This is a genomic window from Mesorhizobium sp. 43Arga, assembly GCF_053714255.1.
Window position 1 is genome coordinate 228,209 of the sequence record NZ_JBSKBO010000005.1, and the last position, 15,671, is coordinate 243,879.

Here is a 15,671-nt window from a genome sequence, read left to right on the forward strand (position 1 = left end):
ATGCGGGTAGCAATCATCGACTACGGCTCGGGCAATCTGCGCTCGGCCACCAAGGCCTTCGAGCGCGCCGCGCGCGAAGCCGGCATATCGGCCGAAATCGACCTGACAGCCGATGCCGACCGGGTGCGCACGGCCGACCGCATCGTCCTGCCCGGCGTCGGCGCCTATGCCGACTGCGCGGCCGGTCTGCGCGCCGTCGACGGCATGTGGGAAGCGGTCGAAGACGTCGCGATCGCCAGGGGCCGGCCTTTCCTCGGCATCTGCGTCGGCATGCAGTTGATGTCTGAGCGCGGCCTGGAAAAGACCGTCACCCATGGCTTTGGCTGGATCTCGGGCGACGTCAAGGAGATCGCGCCCACCGATCCTGCGCTGAAAATCCCGCAGATCGGCTGGAACACGATCGAGCTCCGACGCCAGCACCCGCTGTTTGCCGGCATTCCGACCGGACCGGAGGGGCTGCACGCCTATTTCGTCCATTCCTACCATCTCGACGCGAAAAAGCCGGCCGAGGTTCTGGCAGTCGCCGACTACGGTGGTCCGGTGACCGCCGCCGTTGGCCGCGACAATCTCGTCGGCACGCAGTTTCATCCCGAAAAGAGCCAGGCGCTGGGGCTGGCGCTGATAACCAATTTCCTGCGCTGGAGGCCCTAGAGCATGAGCAAGAAGGGCGCCTGAATCGTGATCCTGTTTCCTGCCATCGACCTCAAGGACGGCCAATGCGTGCGCCTGAAGCACGGCGATATGGCGACCGCGACCATCTACAATGATGATCCGGCCGCGCAGGCAAAAGCCTTCGAGGACCAGGGCTTCGAATGGCTGCATGTCGTCGACCTCAACGGCGCCTTCAAAGGCCAGAGCGTCAACAGCGCGGCGGTCGGCGCCATCCTCAAGGCGACGAAGAACCCGGTTCAGCTCGGCGGCGGCATCCGCACGCTGGCGCAGATCGAGGACTGGCTCGACCGGGGGCTGGCCCGGGTCATCCTCGGCACGGTAGCGGTGCGCGATCCCGACCTGGTCCGGCAGGCCTGCAAGGCTTTCCCGGGCAAGGTGGCCGTAGGCATCGACGCCAAGGGCGGCAAGGTGGCGGTCGAGGGCTGGGCCGAGGCGTCGAGCCTCGGCGTCATCGAACTGGCCAGGAAATTCGAGGGCGCCGGTGTGGCCGCCATCATCTACACCGACATCGATCGCGACGGCGTGCTGACCGGCATCAACTGGGACGCCACCATCGACCTGGCCGAGGCCGTATCGATTCCGGTTATCGCTTCGGGCGGCCTCGCCTCGATCGCCGACATCGTGCGCATGACCATGCCCGACGCGCAGAAGCTCGAGGGCGCCATTTCGGGCCGCGCGCTCTATGACGGCCGCATCGATCCGGCCGAGGCGCTGGCGATCCTGCAGGGTCGCCCGGAGGCGAAATCGTGAAGATCACCATCATCCTGGCCTCCTATGACAGCGGCCACTATCACGGCGGCATGGGCCAGGGCCCGGATGCGCTGATTGCAGGCGGTCTGGTCGACGCCCTGACCATTGCCGGCCACGAGGTCGCGGTCGCGGATATCGGCAGGGTCGGTGACGACCAGGAACGCGAGATCGCCACCGGTTTTGCCGTCTGCAATGCCGTCTCGGGCGAGGTCCGGATTGCCATCGACAGGGGACGGTTCCCCATCGTGCTGGCCGGAAACTGCCTGACATCAGCCGGCGCGGTCGCCGGCGAGGGTGCCGATGCGATCATCTGGGCCGACCAGCATGGCGATCTCAACACGCCCGAGACCTCGGTATATGGCTTTCTCGACGGCATGGCGCTGGCGACCGTGCTCGGCCTGTGCTGGCGTCCGATGGCAGCGGCCATTCCAGGTTTCAAACCGATCGACCCGTCACGCTGTGTGCTTGTCAATGCCCGCGATCTCGATCCGGCCGAGGAAAAGCTCCTCAAGACCTTGCCGGTGGTCCGCACCGAATGTCCCGCCGTGGGGCCGGCAACCGCAAGGCTGAAGGCCGCAGGCGCCAAAAGCGTGCACATGCATCTCGATCTCGACGTGCACGATCCCAAGGAACTTCAGGCCAATCGATACATCACGTCAGGCGGGCCAAGCCCGGAGCAGTTGCGCGACGCGGCCTGCGCCATGGCCCTGGCGGTGCCGATCGTCGGCATCACCGTTTCCGCCTACGATCCGGCCTTCGACGCGCAGGGCGACGTCCCGCCGCTGGTCGGCGAGCTGCTCAACGATCTCATCGCCACGATAGAGGGCCGCTGATGCTGAAAGCCCGTGTCATCCCGTGCCTCGACGTCAAGGACGGCCGTGTCGTCAAGGGCGTCAATTTCGTCGACCTCATCGACGCCGGCGACCCGGTCGAGGCGGCCAAGGCCTATGACGCCGCCGGTGCCGACGAGCTCTGCTTTCTCGACATCACCGCCTCGTCCGACAACCGTGAAACCATCTTCGATGTCATCGCCCGCACCGCCGAGCAGTGCTTCATGCCGCTGACCGTCGGCGGCGGCGTGCGCGAGGTCGCCGACATCAGGAAGCTGCTTCTGGCGGGCGCCGACAAGGTGTCGATCAACACGGCGGCGGTGAAGAACCCGGATTTCGTCGCCGAAGCCGCCGACAAGTTCGGCAATCAATGCATCGTTGTCGCCATCGACGCCAAGAAGGTGTCCGGCACCGGCGAGGCCGACCTATGGGAAATCTTCACCCATGGCGGACGCGAGAAGACCGGCATCGACGCGGTCGAATTCGCGCGTCAAATGGTCGATCGCGGCGCCGGCGAGATCCTGCTGACGTCGATGGACCGCGACGGCACCAAGGCCGGCTACGACATCGCTCTGACGCGTGCGATCGCTGACGCGGTGCGCGCGCCAGTCATCGCTTCGGGCGGCGTCGGCACGCTGGATCACCTGGTCGAAGGCATTCGCGACGGCCACGCCGGCGCGGTGCTGGCCGCCTCCATCTTCCATTTTGGCACCTACACCATAGCGCAGGCCAAGGGGCATATGGCCGCAGCGGGCCTGCCGATGCGGCTGGACTCCTCGGGCGATCGGCCCTAGAGCCTGTCCGGCTGGAGCAATTCAGGAAAAGTGTGAGCGGTTTTCCGTCCGGAATTGCGTCAAAACAAAGAGTTAGAGCGGTTCATCGTTTCCGTGAAATGGTGAACCGTTCTAAGAAAAGGGCCCAGGCGCCATGGCTGAATTTTCGTTCTCCGATCTGGAGACCATCATCAGGGACCGCGCCCATTCCGGCGACCCGGATTCCTGGACGGCGAAACTGTTCGCGCGCGGCATCGACAAGGCGGCCCAGAAACTCGGCGAGGAGGCGGTCGAGATGGTGATTGCCGCCGTCAAGGGCGACAGACAGGGCCTCGTTTCCGAAAGTGCCGATCTTATATATCATTGGCTCGTCGTTCTCGGCCTCTCGGGTGTTCCGTTGAGCGACGTGCTCAAGGAGCTCGAAAGCCGCACCGGGCGTTCGGGCATCGCCGAGAAGGCGTCACGGCCCAAGGGCTGACCGCGAGGGAGGGCAGGTATCTCGATGGACCAGCTCGCGCCAACCGAGAAATATTCCCCCTTTCGTTTCTTTTCGGCCGAGCAATGGTCGCGATTCCGCGCCGACACGCCACTGACGCTGAGCGAGGACGAGTTCCGCCGCTTGCGTTCGCTCAACGACCCGGTCGACCTCGAGGAGGTCAAGCGCATCTATCTGTCGCTGTCGCGGCTTCTGTCCGCCCATGTCGAGGCGAGCCAGCTCTTGTTCCGGCAGCGCCAGGCTTTCTTCAACGCCGTCGATATCGTCAAGACGCCGTTCATCATCGGCATCGCCGGCTCCGTCGCCGTCGGCAAATCGACCACCGCGCGTGTGCTGAAGGAGCTTCTGGCGCGCTGGCCGTCGAGCCCCAAGGTCGATCTCATCACCACCGACGGTTTTCTGCTGCCCAACGAGGTGCTGCGCCGCGAGAACCTGATGGAACGCAAGGGCTTTCCCGACAGCTACGATGTCGGCGCGCTGCTGCGTTTCCTCTCAGGCATCAAGTCGGGGCTGCCCGATATCCGCGCGCCGGTCTATTCGCACCTCACCTATGACGTCATTCCCGGCGAGTTCGTCACCATCGACCGGCCCGACATCCTGATCTTCGAAGGCATCAATGTCCTGCAGCCGGGCAAGCTGCCGCAGGACGGCAAGATCGTGCCCTTCCTGTCCGACTTTTTCGACTTCGCCATCTATATCGATGCCGACGAGAAGCTGATCCATGAGTGGTATATCTCGCGCTTCATGCGGCTGCGCGAGACCGCCTTCCGCAATCCGGACTCGTTCTTCCACCGCTACTCGCAGCTTTCGGAGGAAGCGGCGCGCGCCATCGCCGAAGGCCTCTGGTCCAACATCAATCTGAAGAATTTGCGCGAGAACATCCTGCCGACACGCGCCCGCGCCGACCTCATCCTGCGCAAGGGCGCCGACCATCTGGTCGAGGAAGTGGCGCTGCGCAAACTTTAGAGCAATTCCAGGAAATGTAGCGGGCCTGTCACCGACAAGCCCGCCACACGGCATTCATGGCATCACCTCGCGGCTTAGCCATTGGCGAACGGCACGGCGACATAGAGTTGGCCGCCGTCGCGTTCGACCAAAAGCAGCACCGACTTGCGGCCCGATCTGCTGGCCTGCGCGATCGCCTGCGTGACCTGCCTGGCGCTCTTCACCGGGGCCTGGTTGACGGCGACGATGATGTCGCCGGGCTGGATGCCGGCAGCGGCGGCCGCCTTGTCGGGATTGACGCGCGCAACCACAGCGCCATGCTCATTGCCGGCGAGGTTCATTTCCTGGCGAATGTCGGGCGTGATGTCCATCAGGCCAAGGCCGATCGCCGGCGCGCGCGAGCCCTGCCCGGCGCTCGGCGCGCCGGAGTCACCGGCCGATGCCGTCTTCACATCGTCGCTGTTTTGCCCGACTTCGACAGAAATCTGCATGGCCTTGCCCTTGCGCCAGACGTCAAGCGTTTCCTTGGCGCCGGGCGCGACATCGGCGACGGCGCGCGACAGATCCTTGGGCTCTTTCACATCCTGGCCGGCGAAGCCGGTGATGACGTCGCCGGCCTCGACGCCGGCGCTGGCGGCGGGCGAGCTGTCATTGACCTTGGAGACCAGCGCGCCGCCGGCATGATCGAGCCCGATGGCGCTTGCCACGTCGGGCGTCACCGACTGGATATCGACGCCGAGATAGCCGTACTGGATTGAACCGTCCTTCATCAGCTTGGCGACGACCTTTTGCGCCTGGTCCGACGGGATGGCGAAGCCGACGCCGACACTGCCGCCATTGGGCGAATAGATCGCCGTGTTGATGCCGACGACATTGCCGTTCACATCCACAAGCGGGCCACCGGAATTGCCATGGTTGATCGGCGCGTCGATCTGGATGAAGTCGTCGAACGGGCCGCTATGCAGGTCGCGGCCGCGTGCCGAAACGATGCCGGCGGTGACCGTGGTGCCGATGCCGAACGGATTGCCGATCGCCAGCACCTGGTCGCCGGTCATCAGCCTGTCGGAATCGCCCCATTTGACCGTCGGCAAGGGCTTGTCGGATTTGATCTTGAGCACGGCAAGGTCGTTCTTGGCGTCGCGGCCGACAAGCTTGGCGGGAAGTTCGGTGCCGTCATCGAGCGTCACCTTGATCGAAGAGGCGCCGTCGACGACGTGGTTGTTGGTGACGACGGAGCCGTCGGCTGTGACGATGAAGCCGGAACCGAGCGCTTCGGCCCGTTGCGCCTGCTGCGGCGGCGTCTGCGGAGCGGGCATGCCCTGGTCACCGAAGAACTGGTGGAAATACTGGTCGAACGGCGAGTTGCCGAGAGGCATGCCGTCGTCGTCATTTGCCGGCTGCCCCTTCATGATGCTGGTGACCGTGACCACTGCCGGCTTGTCGGCCGCCACGATCGGCGCGAACGAGCCATTGGGAGCGGTGATGCCGGCAACCGGGGTCTGGGTTGTCGCGACAATTTTGCTGACGCCGGTGGTGTTCGCGCTCTGGGCGAAGGAGACGACGACGGGGGAGATGATCAGCGCAGCGCCCAGCAGGGCGGCGACGCGATGCCTACGAAGAATACCAAGAGGTGACATGGTCGTTCTGTCCGGGCGAGGGTTGATCCGGCGCCGCGGGCACCTTGGGAGGAGCGCCCGCCGGCGTGTCGACGACCGGATTGCCTGTCTCGCCGTACATGGCGGCCGGCCGGATCGACACCAGTCTATCTAGGGTGCCGATCGGCCCGAATTAGGGTTTTTGGCCGACCTTACGAAGATTTAATTCAGGGAGCGCTTACGGATCGTCATGCCGGCGCAGGTAGTCGGTCGCGATCTCACGCATACGCTTGCCGTCGAAGCTCGGCCCGTGGCCGCCATGGCCGATGCGGATCGGCAGGTCGAGCAGGCGCTGCATGGTGCTGACATAGGCGGCCCGATCGGAATCCGGCAGCGAGTCGATCAGCGTGTCGTCGTAGATGGCGTCGCCGCTGAAAAACAGCCCGTCGGCCTCGTCGAACAGCGCGATCGAATCCGGCGAATGTCCGGGCAGATGCAGCACGCGGAATTGCCGGTCGCCGAGATCGACCACATCGCCCTCGTCAAGCGTCCGCGTCAGCGGAGCCGAGGGGATTTTGTAGTCGGCGGCTTTCCAGCCCGGCGCCGGCAGTTTCGACACGGCGCCTTCGAGGTCATGGAACATGTAGGCATAGGTCGCCGCCTCATCCATGCTCTCGAATTGCGCCGCGCTCATCCTCGGCCCGGCCCGCCACGGAAATTCGTGCAGCGAGCCGACATGGTCGAGATGGATATGCGTGGCGACCACCAGCAGCGGCTTGCCCCGAGGCGTTTCGATCTGCGGCGCAAGCGGACAGATGCCCATGCCGGTGTCGACCAAAAGGTCGGCGTCGCGGCCGCGCAGATGCCAGATGTTGGCACGCACATAGTCATGCACGAACGGCTCGGTCAGCATCGTCGTCCTGTCGTCGACGATGCTCTTGCTGAACCATTCCGGCATTACAAGGGAGCCCGGCATCAGGTGTGAGCCTGACATCAAACGAAGGGCTTCCCGACCTTGTACTTTTCCGGCACCAGCCGCTTCAGATAGGCCATGCCGGCCTCGGACAGCTGGTTGACGTCGGGCTTCATGAAATCGTCAGGCATGTGGCGGGTCTTGCCGGCGACGTTCTTCAGCGGCACCTTCTTCAGCACCGTCTTTTTCCCATCATATTGCAGCGCCACCGAGCCGCCGCCCTGTTCGGCGACGGAGACGGCGAAGGCGCCGGCATCGAACGCCTCCTGCGCGTCGACGGCGCTGATGGCGCCGACATAGCCGCGCGGCATGTAGCCGAGCGCATCGACGCGTGCCCGCTTGCCCGGCAAGCCTTCGGCCAGCGCGCGCTCAAGCGCTGCCGGCAGGTCGCTGCCCGACAGCTTGACGTTGCCATGCGCGTCGCGCTCGAGCTTCTCCGGCGGCACCAGGCTTTCGACCAGCGCCTTGCCGTCGGCGGTGCTCACCCCTTCCGACACGGCAACGATGCAGCGCTTGTGGCGGTCGAGCGTGGCGCGCACATCATCGATGAAGCCGGCGGCGGAGAACGGCCGCTCCGGCACATAGACCAGATGCGGACCGCTGTCGGGATCGAGCTGCCAGGCGGCCGCCGCCGCGGTGAGAAAACCGGCATGCCGGCCCATGACGATGCCGACATAGATGCCAGGAAGCGCACGAAAATCGAGATCGACGGAGAGGAAGGCGCCGGCGACGAACTCGGCCGCCGAGATGAAGCCCGGCGTATGGTCGTTTTCCTCCAGATCATTGTCGATGGTCTTGGGCGCATGGACGAAAGCCATGGAGCCGCCGGCGGCATCGGTCAGGATCTGCTGCGTGCCCGATGTGTCGTTGCCGCCGATATAGATGAAGGCGTCGGCGCCGGCTTTCTTCAGGCCGTTGAGGATCACGTCGCAATAGGCGGCGTCCGGCTTGTCGCGCGTCGAGCCAAGGGCGGCGCTCGGCGTTCCGGCAATCAGCCGCAGCCGATCCTCGGGGATGGCCGAGAGGTCGACATAATTGCCGTCGCGGATGCCGCGCACGCCATGGATGGAACCCAGGACCTTGGCGCCCGGATGCCGCTTGCGGATCTCCAGCGTGGCGCCAACCACCGTCTGGTTGATGACGGCGGTCGGGCCGCCGCCTTGCGCGATGACAAAAGTTCCGGCCATTCCTGACGTCTCCCGAGCGATGGTTTTCAAGGCACCTTGGCCTGTCTTGCCGCATCGTGCAACGGGAGAGTCGCGAGCATGATCCCGAAAAGCGGAAACCGGTTTTCCCGGACAAACGGGTTCCGTTTATCCAGAGATCGTGCTCGAACAGGAAGATAGAGGCGGCCGTCCGGGCCGCCCAAAACGATCAGATGACGACGACCGGGTTTTTCTTCGAAACGCGGCTGTAGAGGTCGATAATGTCCTGGTTGATCAGGCGCACGCAGCCGGACGACATCGCCTGGCCGATGCTCCACCATTCGGGCGAGCCGTGGATGCGGTAGCCGGTGTCCTTGCCGTCCTGGTAGATGTAGAGCGCGCGCGCTCCGAGCGGGTTGGTGAGGCCGCCGGGCTGGCCGCCCTGCCACTTCACCAGTTCGGGCTTGCGCTGGATCATCTCCGGCGGCGGCGTCCAGGTCGGCCATTGCCTGCCATACTGGATGTTGGCGCGGCCGGACCAGCGGAAGCCGTCCTTGCCGATGCCGACGCCGTAGCGGATGGCGTCGCCGCCCGGCTGGACGAGATAGAGCATGCGCTCCTTGAGATGGACGACGATGGTGCCGGGCGCCTCGCCGGTCGTGTCGACGACGATCTGGCGGCGGAATTCCGGCTTGACCTTGAGATACGGCACTTCAGGCACGTTGAATCCGTTGTCCGTCAGAGCGGCGTACATCAGGTCCGGGCTGGTGATGTTCTTGTCGACGCTGATCGCCGGCCGCATCGGCGGCACGGAACCGGTGACCGTATTGTCCAGTTCCAGCGCCGGCATTCCGCCGGACGTCGAGCAACCGGCGGCGCTGAGCAGCGCCAGCGCGCCTGCCCCGGACAGGACGGCGCGGCGGGAAGGACGATGATCGGTTTCGATTGCGTCGCCGTTTCGTGGCGGCATCAGACCTTGCGGCAACTCACGCATATACCCAAACCCTACGCTGTCGGCGGGAAGCACGGTCCGGCCGGATCGCGGGCATTTTCATCATTCATGGTTGATAAAGCGTGAATGCCTTGCGCTGCCTGGATTTGCGCCTGCCCTGGCGGCATCGGGCCGTCCTGGCCGAGCGTCAACCGAGTGTTCCTGCACAAAAAGACCCAGGTCGGGTCATAATCCCGGCAGCAGCCTTTCTTACCCATCTGGCTTACCCATCTGGCGATCAGCGAGGGGCTTCCATGTGCAAGACATTAAAAACCGACATCACGCTTTTTGCCGCCGCCATTGCCGCGGCAGCATTGGTTCTCGGTGCCGATGTCAGCCTGGCCGATATCGTGAGCACGCCGGGCGGCGCGAACTGACGCCGACCTGCCTTTGGCGCAATTGATATTGCGGCAATTCCGGCGCGGCGGTTGCCGTCCGGAATCGCACCAAAAACAACGAACAGGCCTCTTTACATTCCCCCTGGGCTGAGGATTTATCCTTTTCCTTAACCCAAGGGAGACAGACATGTCCTTCGAGAACTGGGCCGCTTTCGCCGCCGCGTCGTCCATCCTGCTCATCATTCCGGGTCCGACCATCCTGCTGGTCGTGTCCTATGCGCTTGGCCAGGGCTGGCGCACCGCCTTGCCGATGGCGGTTGGCGTGGCGCTCGGCGACTTCACCGCCATGACCTTGTCGATGCTCGGCATCGGCGCGCTGCTCGCCGCTTCGGCAACCGTCTTCACCATCCTGAAGCTGATCGGCGCCGGCTATCTGATCTATCTCGGCGTAAAGCTGTTCCGCGCCGGCGGCGCGTTGAAGGCCGAGCCGCGCACCGACGTGGTGTCTTCGGCCAGGATGATGGCGCATGCCTGGCTGGTCACCGCGCTCAACCCGAAAAGCATCACCTTCTTCGTTGCCTTCCTGCCGCAGTTCCTGGACCGGCATGCCGACTTCTGGACGCAGATGCTGATCTTCGAGACGACTTTCCTGGCGCTCGCCTTCGCCAATGCCTTCGGCTACGCGCTGATCGCGGCGCGCGCCCGCAATGTCGTGCGCAATCCCGAGGCGATCCGCATCTTCAACCGCACCGGCGGCTCGCTGCTGGTCGGCGCCGGCATCGCCACGGTGGCGATGCGTTCGGGCAATTAGGGACATCGCCTTGGGCCGAAGGATCGGAGACCGATCAAAGGACATTGCATGGCAATCAGGGATGCATTCGGCCTGACATTTTCGGGCGCCACCGAAGCCGGGTTCACACCCTACAGCCAGGCCGTGCGTGAACTGCTGTGCTTCATAGGCGATCCCGTCGCCTCCATCGACCGTGCCATATCGGCGGATCCCGGTTTCGTCATGGCGCATGTCTTCAAAGGCTATCTCTTCGGCCTCGCCACCGAGCGTGACGCGACGGCGGTGGCCAGGGCTTGCCATGAGGCGGCGCTGCCGCTTGCCGCGACGACCCGCGAGAAGGCGCATGTCCTGGCCCTTGGCCACCTCGCCAATGGACGTTGGCACGACGCCGCCAGGATCCTCGAGGATGTCGCCATCGAGACCCCGCTCGACGCGCTGGCGCTGCAGGTCGGGCACCAGATCGATTTCTTCACCGGCAATGCCCGCATGCTGCGCGACCGCATCGCCCGCGCTTTGCCGTCCTGGCAAAGCGGCATGCCGGGCTACCACGCCATCCTCGGTATGCAGGCCTTCGGGCTGGAGGAAATGGGCGATTATACCAGGGCCGAAAAGCTTGGCCGAACGGCGGTCGAGATCGAGCCGCGCGATGGCTGGGCGCAGCATGCGGTCGCGCATGTCATGGAGATGCAAAGCCGGCAAAGGGACGGTATCGCCTGGATGCGCGCCAATCCCGAAGCCTGGACAAAGGAAAGCTTCCTGCAGGTGCACAATTGGTGGCACCTGGCGCTGTTCCACTACGATCTCAGCGAGATCGACCAGGTGCTGGCACTCTATGACGGACCGATCTATGGCACGCCATCGGCGATGGCGCTGAACATGGTCGATGCGTCGGCACTGCTATGGCGGCTGCATCTCGGCGGCGTTGATGTCGGCGACCGCTGGACGGCACTCGCCGCCAATTGGCCCAAGGCCGGCGCCGGCGATTATGCCTTCAACGATGCGCATGCGATGATGGCTTTCGTCGGCGCCGGCCTCGACGGACTCGCCCTTGCCTTGCTCGAGGCGCAGCGCCGGGCGATGAGTGGCAGCGGCGACAACGCCGCTTTCACGCGCGATGTCGGCCATCCGCTGACGCTGGCGATCAAGGCCTTCGGCGAGGCCAAATACGCTGATGCCATGCACCTGATCCGGCCGATCCGGGCGATCGCCAACCGCTTCGGCGGCAGCCACGCGCAGCGCGACGTCATCGACCTGACGCTGATCGAAGCGGCCTTGCGGGCCAGTGACCGCGCGCTCGCCGGGGCGCTCACGGCCGAGCGTTCGATGGCGCGGCCGGACAGTCCGTTGTCGGCGCTGCTTGCGCGACGCGCGGCCGATTTGTCAGAGAATTGACCGCAAGCCGATCTTGCCTTAAAAACTGGCTCAGCCAGATTTTTTCGAGACCCGAAAAAAATAAATGGCATGGGAGGATGACATGTATCTCGGCCTCGACCTGGGCACGTCGGGCGTCAAGGCGCTGCTGATCGATGCCGGACAGACCGTCGTCGGCTCCGGCCATGGCTCGCTTGACATTTCGCGGCCGCATCCCGGCTGGTCCGAACAGGATCCGTCCCACTGGATACGCGCCTGCGAAGACGCGATCGGCGAACTCAAGGCTTCCCATCCTAGGCAATTCGCGGCGGTGAAAGGCATTGGCCTGTCCGGTCAGATGCACGGCGCGACCTTGCTCGATTCGGCTGATAAAGTGCTGCGCCCCTGCATCTTGTGGAACGACACGCGCAGCCATGCCGAGGCAGCAGTGCTCGACGCCGATCCACGCTTCCGCAAGCTCACCGGCAACATCGTTTTCCCCGGCTTCACCGCGCCCAAGCTCGCCTGGGTGAAGAACAACGAGCCCGCCGTCTTCGCCAAAGTGACCAAGGTGCTGCTGCCAAAGGACTTTTTGCGGCTTTGGCTGACCGGCGAGCACATTTCCGAAATGTCAGACTCGGCCGGCACGTCCTGGCTCGATGTCGGCAAGCGCCGCTGGTCGGCCGAATTGCTGGCGGCAACGTCGCTCGACGAGAAGCAGATGCCCTCCCTGGTCGAGGGCACTGAGAAGGCCGGTGGTTTGCGCGCCGAATTGGCGTCGAAATGGGGGGTCGAGGCCGGCATCCCGGTTGCCGGTGGCGCCGGCGACAATGCAGCCTCGGCCTGCGGCATGGGCACGGTCGGCGCCGGTCATGCCTTTGTCTCGCTTGGCACGTCGGGCGTGCTGTTTGCCGCCAACGCATCCTATCTGCCCAACCCGGCAAGTGCCGTTCACACGTTCTGCCACGCGCTGCCCGACACCTGGCACCAGATGGGCGTCATCCTGTCGGCGACCGATTCGCTCAACTGGCTGTCGGAGATCACCGGAAAGGGGGCTGGCGAACTGACCGCTGAACTCGGCGATACGCTGAAGGCGCCGACCGGCGTGTCCTTCCTGCCCTATCTCTCGGGCGAGCGCACGCCGCACAATGATTCCGCCATTCGCGGTTCTTTCACCGGGCTGGCGCATGAATCGAGCCGGGCGGTGATGACGCAGGCGGTGCTCGAAGGCGTCGCCTTCGCCTTCCGTGACAGTCTGGAAGCCCTGAAGACAGCCGGCACCACATTGACGCGGGTGACGGCGATCGGCGGCGGCTCACGCTCGCGCTACTGGCTGAAATCGATCGCCACCGCGCTGCAAGTGCCGGTGGATATTCCCGCCGACGGCGATTTCGGCGCCGCCTTCGGTGCCGCCAGGCTCGGCCTGATAGCGGCGACCGGCGCCGATCCGCTGGCCGTCTGTTCCGCGCCAAGGACGGATGCCACGATCGAACCGGATGCCGGGCTCGGCGGCGCCTATGCCGATGCCCACCACCGCTACCGGGCGCTGTATCCGGCGATCAGGGCTGTAACCGCGTGAGTACGCGCGAGGCGCTCCCCTCTGCCCTGCCGGGCATCTCCCCCTCAAGGGGGGAGATTGAAAACTTTGGCGCCCCGTTCTCTATTGCCGCTTTGGAGATTGGCGAAGGCATGAATTACAGCCAATCTCCCCCCTTGAGGGGGAGATGGCCGGCAGGCCAGAGGGGGGTGCCTGGCGCCTCCCTTACCCAGCTAGCCTCACTGCGCAGGAACCTTGTCGAGGAAGCCGGTGACGCTCTTCAGGCGGCCGTTTTCGATGATGCCGATGTCGGTGCCTTCGATGACCGAAGGAACGCCCTCAGGACCGAGGGTCCAGGAAAAGCGGATCTTGTTGGCGAAGCCGTCCGGCGTGCCCTTCAGCGAGAACCGGAAGCCGGCAAAGCGCTGCTGTACGCCGTCGATCAGCGCCGCGACGCCGTCATGGCCGTCGCCCTGCATCAGCGGATCGCGATAGCTGACGTCTTCGGTGAAGGTCGCCTTCAGCAATTCGGCGCGGCGGCCGGCATCGCTTTCGTTCCAGGCGGTGATATAGCCTTCGGCGATTTTGTTGAGGTCGGTCATGGTCTGTCTCCTTCGTTGAGTGGCTTTGACACGACCCTTTTCACCCCACGGCAGACCGAAACCAATTACGCCTGAGGTAATCAAGGCGAATTACCTGAGGTAATCAGGGCGAACCATTCGAGAGAGGACAGAAATCATGAGCAGCGGATTTTTCGGCGACATCCAGAAGATCAAATATGAGGGGCCGGATTCGACGAATCCGCTGGCCTACCGCTTCTACAATCCCGATGAGGTGGTGGCCGGCAAGCGGCTGGAAGACCATCTGCGCTTCGCCGTCGCCTACTGGCACTCCTTCGCCTGGCCGGGCGGCGACCCCTTCGGCGGCCAGACCTTCGACCGCCCCTGGTTCCCCAAAGCCGGCGGCATCGACACGATGGAACTGGCGAAGCTCAAGGCCGATGTCGCCTTCGAGATGTTCTCGCTGCTCGGCGCACCCTATTTCTGCTTCCACGACGCCGATGTCCGCCCCGAGGGCAAGGACTTTTCCGAAAGTGCCGCCCGTCTCGACGAGATCGCGGACTACTTTGCCGGCAAGATGAAGCAGACCGGGGTCAAGCTGCTCTGGGGCACGGCGAACCTCTTTTCGCATCGCCGCTTCATGTCGGGCGCCGCCACCAATCCCGATCCGGATGTCTTTGCCTATGCGGCGGCGACGGTGAAAAGCTGCATCGACGTCACCAAGCGGCTGAAGGGCGAGAACTATGTTCTGTGGGGCGGGCGCGAAGGCTATGAAACGCTGCTCAACACCGACCTTGCCCGCGAGCAGGAACAGGCCGGACGCTTCCTCAGCCTCGTCGTCGATTACAAGCACAAGATCGGCTTCAAGGGCACCATCCTGATCGAGCCGAAGCCGCAGGAGCCGACAAAGCATCAGTACGATTACGATGTCGCCACGGTCTATGGCTTCCTCAAGCGCTTCGGGCTGGAGAAGGAGGTCAAGCTGAACATCGAGCAGGGCCATGCCATCCTCGCCGGCCATTCCTTCGAGCACGAGCTGGCGCTGGCCAATGCGCTCGGGGTCTTCGGTTCGATCGACATGAACCGCAACGACTACCAGTCGGGCTGGGACACTGACCAGTTCCCCAACAACGTGCCGGAAATGGCGCTGGCCTACTACCAGGTCCTGCAGGCCGGCGGCTTCAAGACCGGCGGCACCAATTTCGACGCCAAGCTGCGCCGCCAGTCGCTCGATCCGCAGGACCTGCTGATCGGCCATATCGGCGGCATGGATGCCTGCGCGCGCGGCCTCAAGGCCGCGGCCCGCATGGTCGAGGACAAGGCGCTGTCGGCGCCGCTGGCCGAGCGCTATGCCGGCTGGAACTCGGCAGAGGGCAAGGCGATGCTGTCGGGCAAGCGCACGCTGGAGGACATCGCCGAGCGCGTGGTCAAGAAGAAGATTGAACCGCAGCCGCGCTCCGGCCGCCAGGAATTGCTGGAGAACATCGTCAACCGCTACGTCTGACGGCGGAAAGCCGATTCGTACTGCTCGGGGGGCGGCGGGACAACACTCCTGCCGCGTTGGAATGGCCTGCGCCAAAGCGCTCATCTGGCGACAAGGTTTGCCCTTTCCCGCCCCTCAATGACCTCGCTCTTGCCTTCAAACTGCCGTCACGTATCTCGTATAAGAGGGGCCTGTGGCGGGTGAAAAGGAAGGAGGCGAACCGATATGCAGCACGAACGCGAAATCGACGCCCTACTCTCATCCGGTGAGACCGGATCGATCATCGACCGGCTGATGGCGCTGCCGCGGCCGACCGACGACGTGAAAAACCAATGGGATCGCGCCGTTAGCAACCGCTTTGAAGTCCGGCTGGTGAGACAGATGCGCTCGCAGATCGACGCCGGCAGCGATAGGCAAAACGCCGCTTGATTCCCCTGAAATGA

At 64.4% G+C, this 15,671-nt stretch carries 17 protein-coding genes; 12 read left to right on the forward strand and 5 right to left on the reverse strand.

Annotated elements, in window-relative coordinates:
- From hisH to coaA, 6 genes are all read left to right on the forward strand, one after another.
- Complete coding sequence (hisH, locus tag ACWGS8_RS19330; protein ID WP_454582425.1) at positions 1-651, forward strand: imidazole glycerol phosphate synthase subunit HisH; 651 nt, start codon at positions 1-3, stop codon at positions 649-651.
- Between the two features lie 27 nt (positions 652-678).
- Positions 679-1,422 (forward strand): 1-(5-phosphoribosyl)-5-[(5-phosphoribosylamino)methylideneamino]imidazole-4-carboxamide isomerase, encoded by a 744-nt coding sequence (gene hisA / locus ACWGS8_RS19335; protein WP_454582426.1) that lies wholly within the window; start codon positions 679-681, stop codon positions 1,420-1,422.
- Entirely contained in the window at positions 1,419-2,255 is an 837-nt protein-coding gene (locus tag ACWGS8_RS19340) for an arginase family protein (RefSeq protein WP_454582427.1), read from the forward strand. The genes hisA and ACWGS8_RS19340 overlap by 4 nt, the downstream gene beginning before the upstream one ends.
- Positions 2,255-3,046 (forward strand): imidazole glycerol phosphate synthase subunit HisF, encoded by a 792-nt coding sequence (gene hisF, locus ACWGS8_RS19345; protein ID WP_454582428.1) that lies wholly within the window; start codon positions 2,255-2,257, stop codon positions 3,044-3,046. Before ACWGS8_RS19340 ends, hisF begins: the two co-directional genes overlap by 1 nt.
- Positions 3,047-3,179: 133 nt before the next feature.
- Complete coding sequence (locus ACWGS8_RS19350; protein ID WP_454582429.1) at positions 3,180-3,503, forward strand: phosphoribosyl-ATP diphosphatase; 324 nt, start codon at positions 3,180-3,182, stop codon at positions 3,501-3,503.
- 24 nt (positions 3,504-3,527) lie between these two features.
- The gene (gene coaA, locus ACWGS8_RS19355) at positions 3,528-4,487 is read left to right on the forward strand and encodes a type I pantothenate kinase (RefSeq protein WP_454582430.1); all 960 of its coding nucleotides are present in this window, start codon (positions 3,528-3,530) and stop codon (positions 4,485-4,487) included.
- A 74-nt stretch (positions 4,488-4,561) separates the two neighbouring features.
- On the opposite strand, the gene ACWGS8_RS19360 is transcribed toward coaA, so the two are convergent.
- The 4 genes from ACWGS8_RS19360 to ACWGS8_RS19375 all read right to left on the reverse strand — a co-directional run bounded on the left by ACWGS8_RS19360 (position 4,562) and on the right by ACWGS8_RS19375 (position 9,149).
- The gene (locus tag ACWGS8_RS19360) at positions 4,562-6,103 is read right to left on the reverse strand and encodes a DegQ family serine endoprotease (RefSeq protein WP_454582431.1); all 1,542 of its coding nucleotides are present in this window, start codon (positions 6,101-6,103) and stop codon (positions 4,562-4,564) included.
- 196 nt (positions 6,104-6,299) lie between these two features.
- Entirely contained in the window at positions 6,300-7,019 is a 720-nt protein-coding gene (locus ACWGS8_RS19365) for an MBL fold metallo-hydrolase (protein WP_454582650.1), read from the reverse strand.
- Between the two features lie 35 nt (positions 7,020-7,054).
- Positions 7,055-8,221: a diphosphate--fructose-6-phosphate 1-phosphotransferase gene (locus ACWGS8_RS19370; protein WP_454582432.1), complete on the reverse strand. Its 1,167-nt coding sequence runs from the start codon at positions 8,219-8,221 to the stop codon at positions 7,055-7,057.
- Between the two features lie 187 nt (positions 8,222-8,408).
- Positions 8,409-9,149, reverse strand: coding sequence for a L,D-transpeptidase (locus ACWGS8_RS19375; RefSeq protein WP_454582433.1), 741 nt, complete (start codon positions 9,147-9,149; stop codon positions 8,409-8,411).
- A 104-nt stretch (positions 9,150-9,253) separates the two neighbouring features.
- Here ACWGS8_RS19375 and ACWGS8_RS19380 point away from each other — a divergent pair, with 104 nt between their 5' ends.
- The 4 genes from ACWGS8_RS19380 to xylB all read left to right on the forward strand — a co-directional run bounded on the left by ACWGS8_RS19380 (position 9,254) and on the right by xylB (position 13,227).
- Positions 9,254-9,547: a hypothetical protein gene (locus ACWGS8_RS19380; RefSeq protein ID WP_454582434.1), complete on the forward strand. Its 294-nt coding sequence runs from the start codon at positions 9,254-9,256 to the stop codon at positions 9,545-9,547.
- 148 nt (positions 9,548-9,695) lie between these two features.
- Entirely contained in the window at positions 9,696-10,319 is a 624-nt protein-coding gene (locus ACWGS8_RS19385; RefSeq protein ID WP_454582435.1) for a LysE family translocator, read from the forward strand.
- Between the two features lie 48 nt (positions 10,320-10,367).
- The gene (locus ACWGS8_RS19390) at positions 10,368-11,690 is read left to right on the forward strand and encodes a tetratricopeptide repeat protein (RefSeq protein WP_454582436.1); all 1,323 of its coding nucleotides are present in this window, start codon (positions 10,368-10,370) and stop codon (positions 11,688-11,690) included.
- 82 nt (positions 11,691-11,772) lie between these two features.
- Entirely contained in the window at positions 11,773-13,227 is a 1,455-nt protein-coding gene (xylB, locus tag ACWGS8_RS19395; RefSeq protein ID WP_454582651.1) for a xylulokinase, read from the forward strand.
- Between the two features lie 197 nt (positions 13,228-13,424).
- On the opposite strand, the gene ACWGS8_RS19400 is transcribed toward xylB, so the two are convergent.
- Complete coding sequence (locus ACWGS8_RS19400) at positions 13,425-13,787, reverse strand: nuclear transport factor 2 family protein (RefSeq protein ID WP_454582437.1); 363 nt, start codon at positions 13,785-13,787, stop codon at positions 13,425-13,427.
- A gap of 136 nt (positions 13,788-13,923) precedes the next feature.
- Between ACWGS8_RS19400 and xylA the strand changes: the two genes are divergently transcribed.
- Positions 13,924-15,249, forward strand: a complete 1,326-nt coding sequence (gene xylA, locus ACWGS8_RS19405) for a xylose isomerase (protein ID WP_032932612.1) — start codon at positions 13,924-13,926, stop codon at positions 15,247-15,249.
- Between the two features lie 204 nt (positions 15,250-15,453).
- Positions 15,454-15,657 (forward strand): hypothetical protein, encoded by a 204-nt coding sequence (locus tag ACWGS8_RS19410; protein ID WP_019862638.1) that lies wholly within the window; start codon positions 15,454-15,456, stop codon positions 15,655-15,657.
- Positions 15,658-15,671: the final 14 nt, after the last annotated feature.